The sequence below is a fragment of the Arthrobacter sp. AIWTK1 genome, from assembly GCF_056680535.1.
In genome coordinates, this window is record NZ_CM155287.1 from 2,592,865 (window position 1) to 2,610,696 (window position 17,832).

A 17,832-nucleotide genomic window follows, 5' to 3' on the forward strand; every position below is an offset into this window, starting at 1 on the left:
GACGGGCGGGGCCCGACGTCAGCTCGCCATTTCCTGGTGGCGGCGGGCAATGGCGTTAAGCCTGCTCGCCGGACGGGCGGGGCGGGGCAGGGCCAGCTTGTCCAGGACCTCCAGCGCACAGGCGTGTTCGTTGAAGGTGTACAGGTGGATTCCGGGCGCACCGGCGTCCAGGGCGGCATTGGCCAGGTCCACTGTTGCCCGGACTCCGATCAGGCGCCGTTCGGCGTCGGTGTCCGCAGCGGCCAGCCGCGCCATCAGTTCCGGAGCGGGTTCGACGCCGGTCAGCTCGGCCAGGCGGTTCAGCCGGCGCACGCTGGTCAGGGGCATCACGCCCGGGATGATGGGGATCGTGACCCCCGCCCGGCGCGCCCTCGTGATGAGGTCGGCGAACTGTTCGGTGTGGAAGAACACCTGCGTGATGGCGAAGTCCGCACCGGAGCGCTGCTTGGCCAGCAGCACCTCGACGTCGTGGGCCTCAGTGGGTGATTCCGGGTGCCGGGTGGGGTACGCGGCAACGCCGACGGCCACCTTGCCGGCACACAGCAGCGCCGAACGGCGCTGCTCCACGCGGCGGATCAGTTCGATCAGGTCCTGGGCGTACCGAAGGGAACCGCTAACCGGTGCTGCGCCGTCCTTGGGCCGGTCACCGCGGAGGGCCAGGATCCCGCGGACGCCGACGTCGAGCAGCTCGCCGATGATCTCGGACAGTTCCTCCGGCGTGTTGCCCACGCAGGTCAGGTGGGCCAGCGGGCGCAGCGTGGTCTCCAGCAGAAGCCGGTTGATGAGCTCGACGGCGGTGTCCCGGTTTGATCCGCTGGCGCCGTACGTCACGGAAACGTAGTCCGGGTCCGTGGCTTCCAGCTCACCAATGGTGGTCCAGAGCGACTCGGCGGCCGCCGGTGAACGCGGCGGGAACAGCTCGTACGAAAGCGCCACCGGAGCGGCGTCGGAGAGATTCGGATGTGTGTCAATAAGGCTAGGTGGAGACATTTGCGTCCTTGGCTTTGGGCCACTGCCGGCAGCTGTTCCTCAGTCCAAGGGGACCTCGGAAACGACGAACCGTCAATGAATTTGAGTTTGGGAACACGGAGTGAACTTCGGCAGGGCGCAGCCGCGACTGTTACGCCTGACAGGAAGTTGTCCGTGAGCAAATGTCAGGCCCACATGGGGGCACCCACACCCTCCTGGCGGAGGATCGCTGACACGTTACCTCGGTAACTTGTATAAGACTCTAGGGCCCGGCTCCGGCGCGTTCAAGCTGGCTCCCGAATTAAGACGCACCTTTACGCTCTGTTGCGGCACCGCACAGAACATTGTTCGCCGAAAGCACCCTGATTGACCAGCGTCCGGAAGCTGAGGTTCCGGTGCCCGCGGTTTCAGGCCGGGCGGCGGGCCGCCCTCCGCAGCCGCCGGCGCCCCAACCAGACAGCGGCGACCATCAGGCCCAGGACATCGGCGAATCCGAGGATCGCCTCCCACGGAAGCTCGATATCCCCGCTGTTGAGGTTGTTGAAAAACGAACCCAGCGGAGTGAGCAACGGCCACAGGACAAGGACGTTCCGGACCAGCGCAAAGGCCACGGCGTACACCACCCCCAGCCCGAACAGGAAAACCATTCCTTCCCAGTTCATCCCGTAGCCCACGTGGTACACCGCGTACAGGGCCGCCGCAAGGGCGATGCCGGGTATCCGGCCCAGGTTCGCGCTGAGGCGTGTTTGGACGAAACCACGGAAAAAGACCGTCTCGAACGCACCGACAGTCAACGACATAACGGCCAGCGGAACCCAGTCCACGGGCGCCGGCAGCGCATAACCCCAGAGCGTGATGGCGAACTGGATTGCAGACAGGACAAGGCCCAGGACGACAGCCTGTTTCCAGTTCCCCAACCACAGGCCCAGGTCGGACAAAGGCCGCCGCCGCCGCACCGTGTAGAACACCGGCCCGGCGACCCCCAGAACAAGTCCGGCGCCAAAGCACAGGAAGAGGCCCAGGACGTTGGCAGCGGTGAAGACCGTGAACGCCAGTCGGAACAGCACGACGACGGCGAGGTACAGTGCCGCCACCACGGCCAGGTCCAGCTTGTCGACTCTTGTCCGCGCCCTCCCCCGCCTCCGGAGTCCGGGACCTGTCAGAAGGGCGAGAACAAGGGCTGAAGCCGGAATCACCAAACCGTAGACAGAAAGGTCCAGGAACGCCAGCGAAAGCATCGCCGCAACCAGCCACGAGGCCCACATCCATTGAGGCCTGTTCACATTCCTAGCAAACTTCATGTGGAGCCGCCGCTCTGTCGTTCCGCCTCCCCCGTTATCAGCGTGGTCCGCGCCGGTGCTTGGCGCTAGGGCATTTGGTCGCAACTCCCGCAGATCACCAGGGCTTGTCCGTTCCGGACCCGGTATCGGTGTTCCCGAGGTACTCATCCCGCTGCATGCCGCCGTTGCGTTCCCGCTGCGCGGACTTGGCGGCCTCCTCCAGTTTGTCCAGCTGGCTCTGCTGCGGTTCCGGATCGGGCTTGGACTGGGTGCCGCCGGTCGCGGGTTCAGCACCGGGCGCCGCTTTTCCGAGTTTGTCCGCTTTACCCTGCAGCCGTTCCGCGGCTTCCCGGAGGCGGTCGCCCTCGCCGTCCGCACCGTTGGCGCCGTCCGGGCCGGCCTCGCGGCTGAAGCAACCGGACGGGGCGGCCTTGATCACGGCCAGGCCGTCGTCGTACAGCTTTGCGGCGTCTGCGCCGGGATCTCCGGACTCCGCGGCCTTGTCCGCCAGCCGCTCGATGCTCAGGGTCAGGTTGACGCGCACCTTGCATTCGTCGCCGGGCGGGGCGTCTGCCAGGGATGCTTCGAAGAGGGCCCGGGCGCCGGCGAAGTCCCCGCCCAACACCAGGGCGTCGGCTGCGGCAAAGGGAGCCTTGTGGGGTTCCACGATGTTCGCAATCCCTAGTCCGGAGGCGGCGGATGCCAGGGCTGCCTGGTCGCCGCGGGCGAATGATCCCGCCGCTTCGCCGCCCAGGTAACCGACGCTCAGGAGCTTGACAGCGAGCGCCACCGCCACCAGCAGGGGCGCTGCGGATCCGAGCAGCAAACGGCGCCGCCGCCTGCGGAAGCCCGTGACGGGTGGCGGGCCGGGTACCAGGTTCATGCGCGGACCTCCGGCCGTGCAGGCCTGAGCTGCCTCAGTTCGCGGAGCACCCGGAGGCTCTCCCACAGCGCCAGTACGAAGACACCCAGCGCCGGGACCCAGTACAGCTCCACCCTGCCCTGGAGTGACTCCGAGGTCTCCTTGAGGGCCCCGGGCTTGGCCGCCTGCATCATCGGTGCCACTCCCTCCCCGGCCGTTCGGTGAACGTAGGGCACACCGAGCTGCGCTGCGATCTGCCGCAGCGTTTCCTCGTCGATTCGGGACACCGCGTCCCCGGCGCTCCCGCCGCTGCGGTCCTGGATATAGTCGGCGGCTTCGTCGGATGAGTAGCCCGCTTTCTCCTTCATCCGCCCGCCCTGGACGGTGCCGTAGCCGAGCACCGCGCCGCCGTTGACCAGCGAAGCGTCCACGGTCATGGCTTCCGGCGCCTTGCCGCTGGTCTGCTCGCCGTCGCCGAGGTAGTAGACAATCCGGGCGCGCTCGGGGTGGCTCTCCCGTGCAGCCCTCAGCCGTTCGGTAAGGACAGTCCGGGCGGCGGTGACGCTGCTGCCCGTCGAATACACGGTGATCTGGGGTTCAAGCACACTGATCAAGGTGCCAATGGCTGACGCGTCCGTGGTCAGGGGCATCCGGACCACCGCCTGGGAGTCGAAGGTGATCATGGAAAACCGGGCCCCGGCCAGCTCCCCGGCGATGGCCATGATGTCCTTCCGGACGCCCTCGAGCCTGGGGCTGCCGTCCCCGTAGTCTTCGGCAGCGATGCTGCTGGTGGTATCCACCACGAAGAAGACGTTCAAGTCGCTTGCCGCTGCCCCGACGCTGCCGCCGGGTAAACCCGGGCGGAGCGCCGCCAGCAGCAGCAGGACAACAAGGCCGGAGGACAACAGCCAGCCGTGAAGTCCGGCTCGGCGGAGCCGGTCCCGGTGTGCCGTCCATGCCAGGAAACCGACGACGGCGACAACAATGGGAAGCATGGCCCACCAGGGCCAGATGGGCTGGAAGGTCATGATCTGAGCCTCCACGTGGCACCGGCCAGGACGAGTCCGGACACCAACGCGATGCTCAGCGGGATCTCAGCACGGTCCGACACGACGGCCTGCGGGGCGGCTTTGAAGGCAGTGGCCTGCGTTGACTGGACTCGGCTAATTATGTCCGTCACCGCTTCCGGGCTGTCCAGCGGGTAGTACGCCCCGCCGGTCCCCTCCGCGGCGGCGCGCAGCTGAACGCCGGGCTGGTCGGGGTCAGACCCGTAATCGAAGTCTCCGGGGTTGAGGGCATAGATACGGACGTCCTTCTTCTTGGCCAGCGCCGCCGCTTCCTGCAGGGTGAAGATGGGTTCGCCTGAAATGAAATTGTCGGTGGCCAAAATGACGGAGCGGGATCGTTCCCCGGTGCCGTCCGGAGTAGCCTGCCCACCACCGCCGTCTGCCGGGAAGCCCTGAACGCAGGAGGCCAGCCCGTCACCGATCAGGGAGGAGCCTGCGCCGTTCCATGTGCCGTCCAGGAACGCGGCGCTGCCGGGTGCGCCGTCGAACGCTTTCCGGGCAGCCTGAAGCTGTTCCTGCACGAAGTCGTAATCGTCAGTCAGCGGAAAGACCTGCACCGCGCTGCTGTCGAAGACGGTCAGGCCCAGCCGTTCGCCGTCGAATCCCTGTGCCAGCCGGGCGAAGACCTCCACCACCGCCGCGTCCGCGCCGCTCATCGATCCGGAGGCATCGAGGCACAGGATGATATCGCGGTTGCGTTGTTCGGGGCTGACGGTGGTTCGTTCTGCGGGCCGTGCTGCTGCCACGATGGCAGTTGCCATCAGCACTCCCCCGGCGACGGCGGCAACCGTGAGCCAGCGCCGGTGGCGCCGCACGGCGGCCTGGTACTCCGGCAGTTCGGTGAGCCGGTGACCGTTGGCCACGGGGCGCCGGGCGGTGGGGTCGCCGTCCTGCCGTTTCCGCGCCAGCCAGTACGTCGCCGCGCCAAGAAGGAGGGCCGCAGGAATCATCCACCAGAAGATCAGTTCCATGTCCGGACCACCTCCCGGGCCGTTTCCGCCGCAATCGCGACCGAGTCGCGGGGTTCGGAGGCGCGGGGTTCAGAGGCGCGGGGTTCAGTGTCGCGCGGTTCAGATTGGCGGGGTTCAGTGTCGCGCGGCGCGGGGCCGAATTCCGCCGGATAAAGGCTGCTGACGGCCCGGGCGGCCGCAGGGATGTTCTGCTGCTGGAGCTCCGCTAGCGTCATCCGGGGTGCGTCGATCCCGGCAATGTCGCGGACAAAGCTCCTGATGAGCAGGCTGAACTCCTGGTGCGAGGCACGTGCGGACAGCCGGCCGGCCCCGGCCTGGGCTGCCACAGCATCGATCCGGCGCAGGTAGTCCTGCTTCAGGCTGGACGGATCCCGCGGCGGCGGGGAGGGTGCTGCGGCGGATACGTGCCTCCGTGGCCGGGTGCTCAGGAAGACGTATGCCAGCCAGCCGGCCACGATCAACAGGAGGCCGAACCCGGCCCAGGGCAACCAGGCACTGTACGAAAGGGGGGCATAGAAGCCTGCGTCATTTTCCACGGCGGTGCCGTTCCAGCAGGGTGAACACGGCAGGCATCACATCATGGCTGCTGCCGGCATGGACGTGGGCGATGCCCAATCGCCGCAGTACAGCCTCCCGTGCCGCGTCGCGCTGCTCCTGGGCCGCGGCATAGGCGCGAATGATGGCTTCCGACGCCGCGAGGCGTCCGGGGAGCAGCATGCCATCCGCAACGTCGTAGCGGGCGGCAGGTCCGGTGGCGGCCCCCTGCGTCCCGGCGGTGTGTGTCCCCGCGGCGTCGGACCCGGCCAGCTGCGCGTCCCGGACGGTCAGCCAGAGGACCTCGTGCTGGGCGCGCAGGCGGCGCAGCAGCCGCTCCATGCCGGGATCCGGCACCAGTTCGTCGGCCACAACAAAGAGCAGCATGCGCTGGCTGAAGTTGCGTGCCACATAGGAGAGCTGCTCGCCGATGCTGCTGCGGGGCGAGGTCAGCGCCGTGGCGTCGTTGACTTCACGAAGGAGCCTTTCCAGGTGTGCTTCGCCGGCTTTGGCGGGCAGGGACCGGGTAGACGTCCCGTCACCGCACACGAGCCCCACCACGTCGCCGTGCCGCTGGGCAAGATAGCCCACCACGCCCAGGGCCATCACCGCAACATCCTTCTTCTCTTCGCCGCCGAGCGAGGAAGCAGCCATATTGCGTCCGGTATCCGTGACCAGCAGCACCGTCTGCCGCCGCACGGCAACATAGCGCCGGATAAGTGGGGATCCGTGCCGGGCGGAAGCTTTCCAGTCGATGTCGCGGACTTCGTCGCCGGGAATGTAGGCCCGCAGGTCATCAAAGTCCAGGCTGCGGCCCTTGAAAACGGAACCGTACTCGCCGTCGAGCATTCCGCGTGCCTTGCGGTGGGCGAAGATGGACATCTTCGATTTCACCCGGGTCAGGAGGCTGGACATCCGGGCGCGCTCAGGGAGTCTGAACGGACGCCACAATGGCATCGATGACGGTCTCCACCGGTACCTGCTCCGCGACTGCCTCGAAGCCGAGGATGATCCGGTGCCGGAGCACGCGGTGGGCCAGTGCCTTCACGTCCTCTGGAATCACGTGGTCCCGGCCGTTCAGGAGGGCGACAGCGCGGGCGGCCTGGCTGAAGGCGATGCTGGCGCGCGGGCTCGCTCCAAATTCAATGAAACCCGCCAGCCGGCCGTCGATGTACTGGGCGGCGTTCCGGGTGACAAACACCAGCCCTACGATGTACCGCACAATGGCGGGGTCGATGTAGACGCGTTTGACCAGTCCCTGCACTTCCGAGACGGCGTCCAGCGATGCCGCGGCGGCCGGGCGCTGTTCATCGGTGAAGACGCCGGAATCAATCCTGCGGATGATCTCGGCCTCTTCGGCCGGCGTGGGGTAGTCCAGGACGTCTTTGAGCATAAAGCGGTCCATCTGCGCCTCGGGCAGCAGATAGGTGCCCTCCTGCTCGATGGGGTTCTGCGTCGCCAGCACAAGGAACGGGGACGGCAGCGGGTGCACCACTCCCCCGATGGACGTCTGCCGCTCCTGCATCGCTTCGAGCATGGCGCTCTGCGTCTTCGCACTGGAACGGTTGATCTCGTCCAGGAGCACAATGTTGGCGTGGACCGGGCCCAGTTGGGTGACGAACGTGCCCTTGGCGGCATCATAGATCTGCGTCCCCACGATGTCGCTGGGGAGCAGGTCAGGGGTGCACTGGATTCGCCGGAACTCTGCGCTGACGGCCTCCGCAACTGTCTGTGCGGCGGTGGTCTTCGCCAGCCCGGGCACGCTTTCCAACAGGATGTGGCCTCCGGTCATGAGCCCGACCAGCAGCGATTCCCGGAGTCTTGCCTGACCTACGACCTTGGCGTCGAAGCTGCGGGAAATGCTGGCCATGACCTGTTGCGCCCGGGCCAGTTCCGCCGCTTCGATCCGGGCGGCGGCCGTAGTCTGAAGCATTGGAAGTCCCCCTGGTTGCTGTTCAAGAACGGCCGCTGCTGCTGCCGGATTGCCGGCGTTCACAAGGCGTCCGCCACGGGCCATACTATCCAAGCTCCGGGCGGTGGATTCCACAATGGGGAGCCCTCCCCATGGAGGCTGCGCAGGACTATCCTGAGGGCATGATCCAGCTTCCAGCCAGCTACCAGGAGTATCTCGCCGGCAAGAGCGAGAGTTTCATCAACACTGTCCGGCCGATCCTCATGCAGTCGGCGGCGGAAAAAGTGCACGGAGTCCGGGTGCTCAACCTGCCCCACGGCCACCAGGCCCACCTGGACGACACGATCCCGTTCGGGACCGTGGTCGAGGACATCGACTGAAGGTGCGCCTACCCCTTCACCGCCCCGGACAGCGCAAAAGATCCGCCTGCTCCCCGTGCCACCAGCACGTAGAGCACCAGGACCGGAACTGAATAGAGGATCGAGAATGCGGCCAGCTGGCCGTAGGCAATTGCGCCGTGCTGTCCGAAGAAGCTGAAGATCGAAACTGATGCCGGCTGCTTTGACGGGGACAGCAACAGGATGAAGGGGACGAAGAAGTTCCCCCAGGTCTGGATGAAGACGAAGATGAACACCACTCCCAGCCCCTGGCGCATCAGCGGCAGCACCACGGCACGCAGGGCCGTGAGCCCGGAAGCTCCATCCACCCACGCGGCCTCCTCCAGTGAAAGGGGCACCGCGTCCATGAAGTTCTTGGCCATCCAGATGGCCATTGGCAGCGCCGTTGCCGCCATGAAGAGGACTGTGGCCGGCAGGGAATCCAGCAGGCGCAGCTGGACGAACAGGCCGTAGACAGGCACCATGATGGCGGTAACCGGCAGGCAGGTGCCGCACAGGATCGAGTACATGAACGGCCTGTTGAACCGGGACTGGAAACGGGACAGCGGGTATGCGGCCAGCACGGCCGCCACCAGGGTGACCGCTGCCGTGCCGCCGGACAGCAGGAAGCTGTTCCAGAGCGGCCCGAGCAGCAACTCGGGGGTGAGGACGGCCGCGAAGTTGTCGAGCGAAGCATGGGCCGGCACCTGTGTCTGGTAGCCGGCTGTTGTGTCCAGGGAGGCGAACACCAGCCACAACAGCGGCAGCACGAAGCAGGCGCCAATCAGCAGCAGCGCCGCATCAGCCGGAATCCGGGCCCGGCGGAATCCCGGCGAGGCAACCCCACCGCGGGCGGGCCGCCGTGAAGCTGACTCAAGGGGCCGCCCGCCTGCCGTCGTCACTGCTTCTCCCCCTTGAGCAGCCGGACGTAGGAAATCCCGAACACCAGGCCCAGGACAATGAGTACCGAGGCGATCGCCGTGCCGTAGCCGATGTCTCCGAACTTGAAGGCCTCCTGGTAGGCAAGGACCGGCAGCGTGGTACTGGCATTGGACGGTCCGCCGGCAGTCATCACCCAGATGAGAGTAAACACAGCCAGCGTCTGGAGCGTCACCAGCATCAGGTTGGTGGCAATACTGGACCTGATCAGCGGCAGGGTGATGAAGACCAGGCGCTGCCAGCCGCCGGCTCCGTCCATAAGGGCGGCCTCGGAGATGTCACGCGGAACGTCGGCGAGGGCTGCCCGGTAGACCAGCATGGAGAACGCGGTGCCGCGCCAGATGTTCGCCAGCACCACGGCCACCATAGGGTAGGCGTAGAGCCAGTCGGCCCGGGCAGCGCCAACTCCGCCCAGCAGCTGGTACAGCGTCCCCTCCTTGCTGAAATAGGCGTAAGCGGCGAAGGCGGCAACGATCTCGGGAAGCACCCAGGCCGCAACGACGGCGGTGCCCACCACGGCCGACACCGGCTTCCGGGCGCGTGTCATCAGGCCGGCGATCAGAAGCCCCAGCAGGTTCTGGCCCAGAACAGCTGACGCCACCACAAAGGTAACTGTCAGGACAACCGCGGCCGGGAACGCGGAGTCCCCGAGCAGCCGTGCGTAGTTCTCGACCCCGGTCCAGGTCGGGTTCCTGGCGTTGCGGCCGGTGAGGGCGGCGTTGGTGAAGGAGGCGTGGAAAGACCACAGGACAGGCGCCGCCAGGAAGAGGAGAAGCAACAGGACAGAGGGCACAACCGGCAGCAGCCGGAGCTGCTGCCGGACCGTTCTTCGTTCACCCATGCGTTATTTCTGCAGGACCTTGGCGTCACCCACCTGGTCCCTAACTGTCTTGTCGTACTGCTCGGCTGCCTCCTGCGGCGAGAGTGCACCGGTGATTACGGCTTCAGTGGCCACCTGGATTGCGGCGGAGATTCGCGGGTAGTCCGCTGTGGCGGGCCGGTAATGCGTGACGGACACGAGCTCGGAGACGTCCTTGACGAACGGATTCGCAGCCAGGTACTCGGGTTCGGCGGCGACGTCCGTTCGGACGGCGATCTGGGAGCCTGACACGGTGAAAGCCAATGAGTTCTTCTTGCTCAGGGCCTCGGAAAGGAACCTGAACGCCAGGTCCGGGTTCTTGGAGTCGGCGCCGACGGCGAGCGTCCATCCGCCGGACATGCTGACGCCGCCCGGTTCCTGGCCGCGCTGGGTGGGGAACTTCGCCACACCCATGTCCTCCGCATAGCCGTCCCATTCGTAGTTGCCGCCCTTCTGCCAGAACGACGGCGTGTAGGAGCCCTCCACGGTGGCGCCCATCCTGCCCTTTGGCAGCCATTCGCCGAAAACCTTCTTCCAGACGTTGGCGTCAAGCGCCTCCGCGGGCGTGACGGCAAGCCCTTCGTCGTAGAGGGTCTTCAGGAAGGACAGGGAATCAGTGAACCCTTGGGAGCCGACCACCCATTTCTTTTCCTGCTGGTCATAGAGTTCGCTGTCCGTGCCGTAGAGCAGCTCGTAGAAGCTCTGCATCACTGTGCCTTCGCCGGTGCCCTTGCCGGCGTACATGTGGAACGGGACCAGGGACGGGTCCGATGCCTTCATCTTGCGGGCGGCCTCGAGGATTTCGTCCCAGCTCCGGGGCTGCCATGGAACGGCGATGCCTGCTTTTTGCAGGACTTTCTTGTTGTACCAGATGGCGCGGGTATCTGTCCCGAGGGGCACAGCGTAGATCCCGCCGTCGTCTCCGGTACCGGCAGCCTTGGCGGCCTCGTTGTACAACTTCCAGTCGTCCCATTTTTCGAGGTAGCCGTCCAGTTTCAGGAGGTATCCGGCGTCGACGTCGGACCTCACTTTAAACGTGTCCTCGTAAAAGACGTCCGGGGCGGTCTCGGCCGAGCGAAGGCTCAGCGCCAGCTTGGTGCCATAGTCGTCATCATTGGCTTCGATGGGCTGCAGTTCCACGGTGGTCCCCTGGTTGGCAGCTTCGAAATCCTTCTTGGCGTCTTTGAATAGGGTGTCGAGGGCGGAAAACGAATCGGTCTTCTGGTAGACGATCTTCAGCGTCCGCTTCTCGGCGGCCGGCTGTTCTGCCGAGCAGGCTGATGTGGCCAGCAGCGCTGCCGCCGACATCAGCGCCGCAAGGACTTTGGCAGGGCGGTGCATGACGCTCCAATCTTTCGAGCGGCTGCAGCCCCCAATGTCCTCCAGCTGGCCCCAGCCTTTAGCCGATATGCAATTTCAGGTTAGTACTGCCCACTGACAACACAGCGGAACGGAGGCGTCAGCCTTCCAGCAGCAGCCGCTGTGCGCGGGGGGCCAGCGTATGCTCCAGCACCAGGCAGGCCGCGCCGATGGCACCTACGTCCTCTCCCACGCCGGTTCCGACAACCTCTATGCCGTGGATCTGGCGTGCAGCGCTGTTGTCCGCCAGCAGCCGGGGAACACGGTCCAGGTATCTCCGTGAGAGGCGCGTCCAGAAGGGGCCTCCGAAGACCACCCGTTCAACGTCCAGGGTGTTCGTGACCACAGCGACCGCACGCGCCACCAGGACGGCGGAGTGGTCAATGATCTCGGCCGCCTTGCTGTTTCCGGCGTCGGCTTCGTCGCAAAGTTTTGCGAAGCTCTCCTGGATGTCCAGGGCACCGGAGGAATGGCGTACGACGTCCAGTACCCCGGCGGCTTCAGCCTGGGCCACGAGGACCTGCGGGATGCTGCTTGACTTCACGCATCCCCGCAGCCCGCAGTCACAGGGCGGCCCGTCCGGGTCGACAATGATGTGCCCGATTTCGCCGGCATTCCCCGAGGTCCCGCGCACCACTTCATCGTTCAGGACGATGCCGCAGCCGATGCCGGTGCCCATGTACATAAAAACGAAGCTGCCGGAGCCGCTGGGGCCGCCGGCCCAGGTTTCAGCTACAGCGGCGCTGGTGACGTCCTTGTCCACCAGGGTGGAGAGTCCGGTGGCCTCCGCGAGGGCGTCCCGCAGCGGCACGCGGTCCCACCCGAGCAGCAGCGGCGGATCAACAACGGTCCCCTCATCCAGGTTGATGGGGCCCGGGGCGGCGACGCCGAGACCGGCGATCTTTTCCGGGTCCACGCCGGAGGCAGCCACCAGGTCCTTGATCTCAGCGGCAATGGTGGCGATGATGCCGTCGGGGTCGCTGGCGCCGGGCGTGTTGATCCTTGAGTGCCTGACGACGGATCCGACAAGGTCCAGTACAACGAATGTGGTCACGGCCGGATCCAGATGGACTCCCACGGCATACATTCCGGCGGGGTTCAACCGGAGGATGGTGCGCGGCTTACCCGGACCGCTTCCTTCCTTGCCGGCTTCGACGATGAGGTTCTGGTCGAGCAGCCGCCGGGAGATGTTGGAGATGGTCTGCGGGGAGAGCCCTACGATCTGGGCGAGCTCCACCCGGCTGAGGCCGCCGGAGGACCGCCGGATGGCATCCAGGATCACCGTGAGATTGAAGTCCCCCATGCGGGGCAAATTTGTTCCGCGCCTCGGCGTTGGCGTGCGGATCTCAGTCACGGATTCCCCTAAACGTCTTCGGTTATGCACTACTGATGCTTGAATCGTACGTTACCTGCGCGCGCGGCGGTACGCTCACACGCGGACTTGTGGGACGGTGCTTTCGCTTCCGGGGCGGTGCCGCACCGGCCCCGCCCCCGCGGCACTTGTACCGTCACTCGTGCGGGGCGCGTCCGGTGCTGACAGCCACCGTGAACTTGGCGTTCCTGCCCGCCACGCGGGTGGGACCAACAAACCGTTCGAGGGCCGGAAGATACTGCAGGTGGCTGTTGTAGACGGTCCACAGTTCCCCGCCCGGCGCCAGCACTCTTCCTGCGGCACGGAACATCTTGATCCCGGCCCCGGCGTGGACGCTGGCACCCAGGTGAAAGGGCGGATTCAACAGGATGACGCCGGCGCTTCCGTCCGGCAGGGAGGCCATTGCATCGTCCTGGAGAACGGTGATCCGGCCGGCCAGGCCGTTGGCTTCCGAGGTGGCCCGGGCGGAGTCGACGGCGGCCGCTGACTGGTCTGTCGCCGTGACCTTCGATTCCGGATGGCTTCTGGCATACATGGCGGCCAATATGCCTGTCCCGCATCCGAGGTCCACCACGTTCCCCGCCGACGGCATGTCCGGCAGGTACCTCAGCAGGAACCGTGTGCCGATGTCGAGCTTGGTGCCGGCAAATACCGCGCCCCGTGCGCAGACCGTGAGATCGATTTCGCTGTTGCGGTCGGCCACGGGAAACGGCGGCGGTCCGGTGACGGGCTTGGGGTCCCTGGCGATCAGGATCCGGGATTTCTGTCGCGCCAACTGTGGCTGGACGTTGTTAAAGTAGCGTTGCAGGACGGCGTTCATGCCCAGGCTCATGTGCTTAATCCGCCCGCCTGCCAGCAGGATCGCGTGCGGCGCGGCGTAGCGGGCCACGGCGTCGGCCACTTCCTCAAGCTCCGCGAGGGTTTTGGGCAACTGGAGCAGCACCACGTCGGCACCGTCAAACAGGCCCGCACCGAGCGGCAGCTGGTCAAAACCGGCGACGACCCCAAGCGCCGCGGCGTTCGTGCGGAGCGCACGCTCCCCCGTGATCAGGTCCTGATGCACTTTCACCTGCCGGACGCCGAAGGCGGCCAGCGCCGCGAGCGTGAGGGCGCCGTAGCGGTCACCGACCACGGCCACGCAGCTGTTCGGTCCCAGAAGTCCGGCCGCCGTTTCGAGGAGCAGCTTGTCAGTGGCATCCCAGGCCTGGAGGTTGGGGGCTTCAACGTCGGGGAACCGGCGCAGGCCGGAAAATACTGATTCCACGCTGTTTTCCGCCACGTCCAAGCTGCCTTCTTCCCTGTCCATCGTCATGCCACTGACAGTCGTTCCGCCGACCGGGAAGGATCCACCGGGCGAAAAGCTACCCGGTAAACCTACCGCGAAACAGCCCCATCTGATGCCGCCGCGATTCCGTCGGGGCCCCGGCGCCCGAGCATCCTCACGATGCCGGCCACTGCCGCACGGCCGGCGCGGTTGGCACCGATGGTGGACGACGACGGGCCGTAACCCACCAGGTGGACCCGTTCCTCCGCTGCCACCTGGGTGCCGTCCATGGCGATGCCCCCTCCGCTGCCGCGGAGGTGCAGCGGCGCAAGGTGTTCCAGCTCGGCCCGGAACCCGGTGGCCCAGAGGATCACGCCGGCCGCCAGGAAGCTCCCGTCGTCCAGCCGGACACCGTGGGGCTCTATGGCGGTAAACATCGGGTTCCGGTCCAGGGCGCCGCGCGCGGCGGCCGCACGCAGCGCGGGAGTCCAGATCAGTCCCGTGACTGACACCACGCTCTGCGGAGGCAGCCCCTGCCGGACCCGCTCTTCAACGAGGGCGACGGCGTCATGCCCGGCCTTCTGGTCGAAGGCGGCATCGCGCCACACCGGTTCCCGGCGGGTGAACCAGCTCGTGGTGGTCACCCGGGATATTTCGTCGAGAAGGCCAACAGCCGATATGCCGCCGCCCACCACAATGACGTGCTGTCCCCGGAATTCCTCGGCGGCCACGTAGTCGGCCACGTGCAGCTGCCTGCCCTTGAAGGTGGACTGGCCCGGGTAGATAGGCCAGAACGGCCTGGTCCAGGTGCCTGTGGCATTGATGACAGCCCGCGCGGACCAGTTGCCGGCGGAGGTTTCGATCCTGAGCCGCCCGGAGGGCTCGTCGTCTTCCCGGGATACCGAGCGGACTTTCACGGGACGAACGATGTTCAGCCCGAGTCCGTCCTCGTAGTCGCCAAAGTAGCGTGAAAGGAATCCTGAACTCGGCTCGGCCGGGTCGACGTCGGGTTTGGGGATGCCGGGCAGGTCGCTGATGCCGTTGACGGTGGCCATCCTGAGGCTTTGCCAGCGGTGGCGCCAGGCCCCGCCGGGTCCGGCTTCGGCGTCGAGCACCACGTATGATCCCGGAGATCCCTGTACGACCGCTGCGTCGGCGGTCTTTCCGGCCGGCAGGAAGCCGCGCCGCTGCAAGTGGTAGGCAGCGGACAAACCGGCCTGGCCCGCACCGATCACCACTACATCTGCGGGCTGCGGTTCCGCCGCCTGGGCATGGGCGATTTCGGGACCTGCCTAGACCTTCTTGACCACGCTGGATTTGAGCTGCATGGGGCCGAATCCGTCCACCTTGCAGTCGATGTCGTGGTCTCCCACGCCGTCGGTGAGCCGGATGCCCCGGACTTTAGTCCCCACCTTGATGACGGTGGAGGTCCCCTTAACTTTGAGGTCCTTGATCACGGTGACGGTGTCGTCGTCGGCAAGGACATTTCCCACCGCGTCCTTGATGACCGCGTCCGCGGTTTCTGGCGCCTCCGCGGCTTCGGCAGACCACTCGTGGCCGCACTCGGGGCACACCAGCAGCGCTCCCATTTCATAGGTGTACTCGCTGGAGCATTCGGGGCAAGGCGGAAGGGATTCGTTCACGCTCCCATATTAGTCGAGCGTTAAACAACAGAAGCCGCCCGGTCGGGCGGCTTCTGTTGTTTAGTCCGGGTGGAGCTGAGGGGACTCGAACCCCTGACCCCCTGCATGCCATGCAGGTGCGCTACCAGCTGCGCCACAGCCCCAAACTCATGTTTCTTTCGAAGCGATCTCCGTAAGCAACTTGATTATCTTAAACCACAATCGTGTAAGACGCCAATTCGGCTGCGGAGCACGGCGGGCCGTCCGCGAACGCCGCCTGAAACCGCACAGTGGGCACCGAAAACAGGGCGGGGGTGTCCGGGTGTGGAAACAAAAAAGTCCGCCGGAATCTTTCGACTCCGACGGACTATTCGGTGGAGCTGAGGGGACTCGAACCCCTGACCCCCTGCATGCCATGCAGGTGCGCTACCAGCTGCGCCACAGCCCCGAATTTTCATTGCTCCGGCACCTTCAGTCTGCACTGTCGGGCCCGGTTTTTTGTCCGGATCTCTCCGAAGCAACTCAAATATCTTAGAACAGCCCTTCAGAAAATTCCAAATCGGGCATATTCAGTGGCCGAGTCGGGACTACTCGCTGTCCGAGGAAACGGCCGCTTTGGCAGAGGTGTCTTCCCCGAGCTGGAGATCAACCACAGGGCAGTCCTTCCACAGGCGCTCCAAGGCGTAGAAGACGCGGTCTTCCTCATGCTGGACGTGGATGACGACGTCGGAGTAGTCCAGCAGAACCCAGCGTCCGCCGGAGCGGCCCTCGCGGCGGACAGGGCGGAGGTCCTGCTTGCCCAGTTCTTCTTCGATGCCGTCGACAATGGCGTTGACCTGGCGCTCACTCGGCGCCGAGGCGATCAGGAAGACGTCCGCCAGGGCCAGCCGCTCACTGACATCCAGGCCAACGATATCCTGGGCTATTTTGTCCGCAGCAGCGCGCGCAGCGACGCGGGCTATGGCGATGGATGAATCGGTTGCAGTCACGGGACTCCTTGTTGTGGTTAAAAGCTATGTAGGTCCGGCGCCGTTGATGTCAGCGTCGTCATGCGGGAGGGCAGCAGCGCGTGCTGCGCCGTGCGTTGGATCAGGGCGCCAGGCCGCTGATGATCATGGTGACGCCTGCAATCAACGCTACGATCCCCAACGCGAGGACGGCCAGCTGCAGCAGCCGGATGCGGTGCGCCCTGCCCAGCCCGGCAGTGACGGCGTCCAGCGGTTCCAGGCCGTAGGCGGTGTTGGCGGCCACGCGCGGCCTGTCCACGAAATTTTCGCCGGCGTCAGCTGCCCAGGGTTCCCCGGAAGCCTGAACCGGCGCTGCCGCAGGATCGGCTGCAGCCTGGGCGGCTGCCTCGGCACGGGCAAGCACCCCTGCCCGGCCCGTGGCAGGGCGTTGGGTACGCCTCGCGGGACCAGGCTTACGCGCCCCCTTGGTGCCGGCGGGCTGCAGCCTGGGACCGGGATTGGTGACCACCGGAACATACGAGGTGGCCGGTTTCTTCATCACCGGCCGGTCAATTCCCGGAACCTTCTCGAACTCCAGCGGCGTAACCATCGCGAGGTTGCTGACGGCTGATGGCTCGGTCTTCGGGTGGGCCGGCTGGTTGGCCTGCTCGGCCAGCTTCTGCTTGGCCATGGCCCGCTTGTTCAGGATGGCGGCACGCTCGGCCAGGGCGATCTGCTCCGCGAGGATCTCCGGGTCCACCGCTTCAGGATCGTTCGCCGCGATGTGCTCCATCTTGGCGATCTGGTTCCTGGCCTGTTCGGCGATGAGGGAACGCGCCGCGAGGGCCTGTTCCACCGTCATGCCCCCGGGGAGCTTGCTGTCCGGGTTGGCCGCTGCAGCTTCCGTGGCCGGAACATCTGCTTGCTGGGACTTGGGGCGCGGCGCCGGCTGGCCCGGCCGCGCCTGCGGCGCCGGCTGGCCCGGCCCAGCCTGCGGCGCCGGCTGGCCCGGCCGCGCCTGCGGCACAGTGCGCTGCGCGGAGGTGCGGGCCGGCGGAACGATCAGGTTCGCAGCGGTGGCAGGTGCGGCCTCGGCCTGGAGCTGCTGGAGGCGGAGCTGGCGGCGGGTAGGCGGTCCGCCGCCGGACAGACGCTCCTCTTTCTGCGCGAGTTCCTTGATGGTGCGCAGGGCGGCACGGTCCCGTGCCCGGCTCTGCGAGGACCGCTCGGATCCTGAGGACGTACGGACCGAATCGACCGGACCGGGAGCCACTCGGCGGATGCGGCCGGTGCCGTCCTCCCTGGCAGGGGCCGGTGCGCCGTTCCCGGGCACCTTTGAGGCAGGGGACGGTGCGCCGTTCTCCGGCACCTTTGGCACAGGGGGAACCTGACCCGGTGCACTGGGCACCGTGTCCTGGCGTGATTCCGCGCGCTCATCTCTTGCCTGCCGCAATTCGCGGCGGCTGCGGAGGGGAGGCTGTTCCTGGCTCATCTAACA

At 66.3% G+C, this 17,832-nt stretch carries 18 protein-coding genes and 2 tRNA genes; 1 reads left to right on the plus strand and 19 read right to left on the minus strand.

The window, feature by feature from the left end; genetic code table 11:
* Positions 1 to 18: 18 nt before the first annotated feature.
* The 8 genes from AC1MDG_RS11880 to AC1MDG_RS11915 all read right to left on the minus strand — a co-directional run bounded on the left by AC1MDG_RS11880 (position 19) and on the right by AC1MDG_RS11915 (position 7,616).
* The gene (locus AC1MDG_RS11880; RefSeq protein ID WP_209750549.1) at positions 19 to 990 is read right to left on the minus strand and encodes a methylenetetrahydrofolate reductase; all 972 of its coding nucleotides are present in this window, start codon (positions 988 to 990) and stop codon (positions 19 to 21) included.
* A 386-nt stretch (positions 991 to 1,376) separates the two neighbouring features.
* Complete coding sequence (locus tag AC1MDG_RS11885) at positions 1,377 to 2,252, minus strand: CPBP family glutamic-type intramembrane protease (protein WP_479804035.1); 876 nt, start codon at positions 2,250 to 2,252, stop codon at positions 1,377 to 1,379.
* Positions 2,253 to 2,364: 112 nt separating this feature from the next.
* Positions 2,365 to 3,132, minus strand: coding sequence for a hypothetical protein (locus tag AC1MDG_RS11890; RefSeq protein ID WP_479804036.1), 768 nt, complete (start codon positions 3,130 to 3,132; stop codon positions 2,365 to 2,367).
* Positions 3,129 to 4,139 (minus strand): VWA domain-containing protein, encoded by a 1,011-nt coding sequence (locus tag AC1MDG_RS11895; RefSeq protein WP_479804037.1) that lies wholly within the window; start codon positions 4,137 to 4,139, stop codon positions 3,129 to 3,131. Before AC1MDG_RS11895 ends, AC1MDG_RS11890 begins: the two co-directional genes overlap by 4 nt.
* Positions 4,136 to 5,149, minus strand: coding sequence for a vWA domain-containing protein (locus tag AC1MDG_RS11900; RefSeq protein WP_479804038.1), 1,014 nt, complete (start codon positions 5,147 to 5,149; stop codon positions 4,136 to 4,138). The genes AC1MDG_RS11895 and AC1MDG_RS11900 overlap by 4 nt, the downstream gene beginning before the upstream one ends.
* Positions 5,140 to 5,637, minus strand: coding sequence for a hypothetical protein (locus AC1MDG_RS11905; RefSeq protein WP_479804039.1), 498 nt, complete (start codon positions 5,635 to 5,637; stop codon positions 5,140 to 5,142). Before AC1MDG_RS11905 ends, AC1MDG_RS11900 begins: the two co-directional genes overlap by 10 nt.
* 37 nt (positions 5,638 to 5,674) lie before the next feature.
* Positions 5,675 to 6,598 (minus strand): DUF58 domain-containing protein, encoded by a 924-nt coding sequence (locus tag AC1MDG_RS11910; protein ID WP_479804040.1) that lies wholly within the window; start codon positions 6,596 to 6,598, stop codon positions 5,675 to 5,677.
* A gap of 10 nt (positions 6,599 to 6,608) precedes the next feature.
* On the minus strand, positions 6,609 to 7,616 hold the full coding sequence (locus AC1MDG_RS11915) for an AAA family ATPase (protein ID WP_479804041.1): 1,008 nt from the start codon (positions 7,614 to 7,616) through the stop codon (positions 6,609 to 6,611).
* 161 nt (positions 7,617 to 7,777) lie between these two features.
* On the opposite strand from AC1MDG_RS11915, the gene AC1MDG_RS11920 reads away from it, so the two are divergent.
* Complete coding sequence (locus tag AC1MDG_RS11920) at positions 7,778 to 7,975, plus strand: hypothetical protein (protein ID WP_479804042.1); 198 nt, start codon at positions 7,778 to 7,780, stop codon at positions 7,973 to 7,975.
* Positions 7,976 to 7,983: 8 nt separating this feature from the next.
* On the opposite strand, the gene AC1MDG_RS11925 is transcribed toward AC1MDG_RS11920, so the two are convergent.
* The 11 genes from AC1MDG_RS11925 to AC1MDG_RS11975 form a co-directional block, all read right to left on the minus strand.
* The gene (locus AC1MDG_RS11925; RefSeq protein ID WP_479804043.1) at positions 7,984 to 8,874 is read right to left on the minus strand and encodes a carbohydrate ABC transporter permease; all 891 of its coding nucleotides are present in this window, start codon (positions 8,872 to 8,874) and stop codon (positions 7,984 to 7,986) included.
* The gene (locus AC1MDG_RS11930; protein ID WP_479804044.1) at positions 8,871 to 9,752 is read right to left on the minus strand and encodes a carbohydrate ABC transporter permease; all 882 of its coding nucleotides are present in this window, start codon (positions 9,750 to 9,752) and stop codon (positions 8,871 to 8,873) included. Before AC1MDG_RS11930 ends, AC1MDG_RS11925 begins: the two co-directional genes overlap by 4 nt.
* Before the next feature lie 3 nt (positions 9,753 to 9,755).
* Positions 9,756 to 11,111 carry an extracellular solute-binding protein gene (locus AC1MDG_RS11935; RefSeq protein WP_479804045.1) on the minus strand — a complete coding sequence of 452 codons (1,356 nt, stop codon included), beginning with the start codon at positions 11,109 to 11,111 and terminating at the stop codon, positions 9,756 to 9,758.
* Positions 11,112 to 11,229: 118 nt separating this feature from the next.
* Positions 11,230 to 12,432, minus strand: a complete 1,203-nt coding sequence (locus AC1MDG_RS11940; RefSeq protein WP_479804046.1) for an ROK family transcriptional regulator — start codon at positions 12,430 to 12,432, stop codon at positions 11,230 to 11,232.
* Positions 12,433 to 12,637: 205 nt separating this feature from the next.
* Entirely contained in the window at positions 12,638 to 13,807 is a 1,170-nt protein-coding gene (locus AC1MDG_RS11945) for a class I SAM-dependent methyltransferase (protein ID WP_479809086.1), read from the minus strand.
* A gap of 68 nt (positions 13,808 to 13,875) precedes the next feature.
* The gene (locus AC1MDG_RS11950) at positions 13,876 to 15,003 is read right to left on the minus strand and encodes an NAD(P)-binding domain-containing protein (protein ID WP_479804047.1); all 1,128 of its coding nucleotides are present in this window, start codon (positions 15,001 to 15,003) and stop codon (positions 13,876 to 13,878) included.
* A gap of 54 nt (positions 15,004 to 15,057) precedes the next feature.
* Positions 15,058 to 15,408, minus strand: coding sequence for a zinc ribbon domain-containing protein YjdM (locus AC1MDG_RS11955; RefSeq protein ID WP_479804048.1), 351 nt, complete (start codon positions 15,406 to 15,408; stop codon positions 15,058 to 15,060).
* A 70-nt stretch (positions 15,409 to 15,478) separates the two neighbouring features.
* Positions 15,479 to 15,551 (minus strand) — tRNA-Ala (locus tag AC1MDG_RS11960).
* Positions 15,552 to 15,762: 211 nt separating this feature from the next.
* Positions 15,763 to 15,835, minus strand: a tRNA-Ala gene (locus AC1MDG_RS11965).
* Between the two features lie 139 nt (positions 15,836 to 15,974).
* The gene (rsfS, locus tag AC1MDG_RS11970) at positions 15,975 to 16,376 is read right to left on the minus strand and encodes a ribosome silencing factor (RefSeq protein WP_011692226.1); all 402 of its coding nucleotides are present in this window, start codon (positions 16,374 to 16,376) and stop codon (positions 15,975 to 15,977) included.
* Between the two features lie 100 nt (positions 16,377 to 16,476).
* Positions 16,477 to 17,826, minus strand: coding sequence for a hypothetical protein (locus AC1MDG_RS11975; protein WP_479804049.1), 1,350 nt, complete (start codon positions 17,824 to 17,826; stop codon positions 16,477 to 16,479).
* Positions 17,827 to 17,832 lie beyond the last annotated feature (6 nt).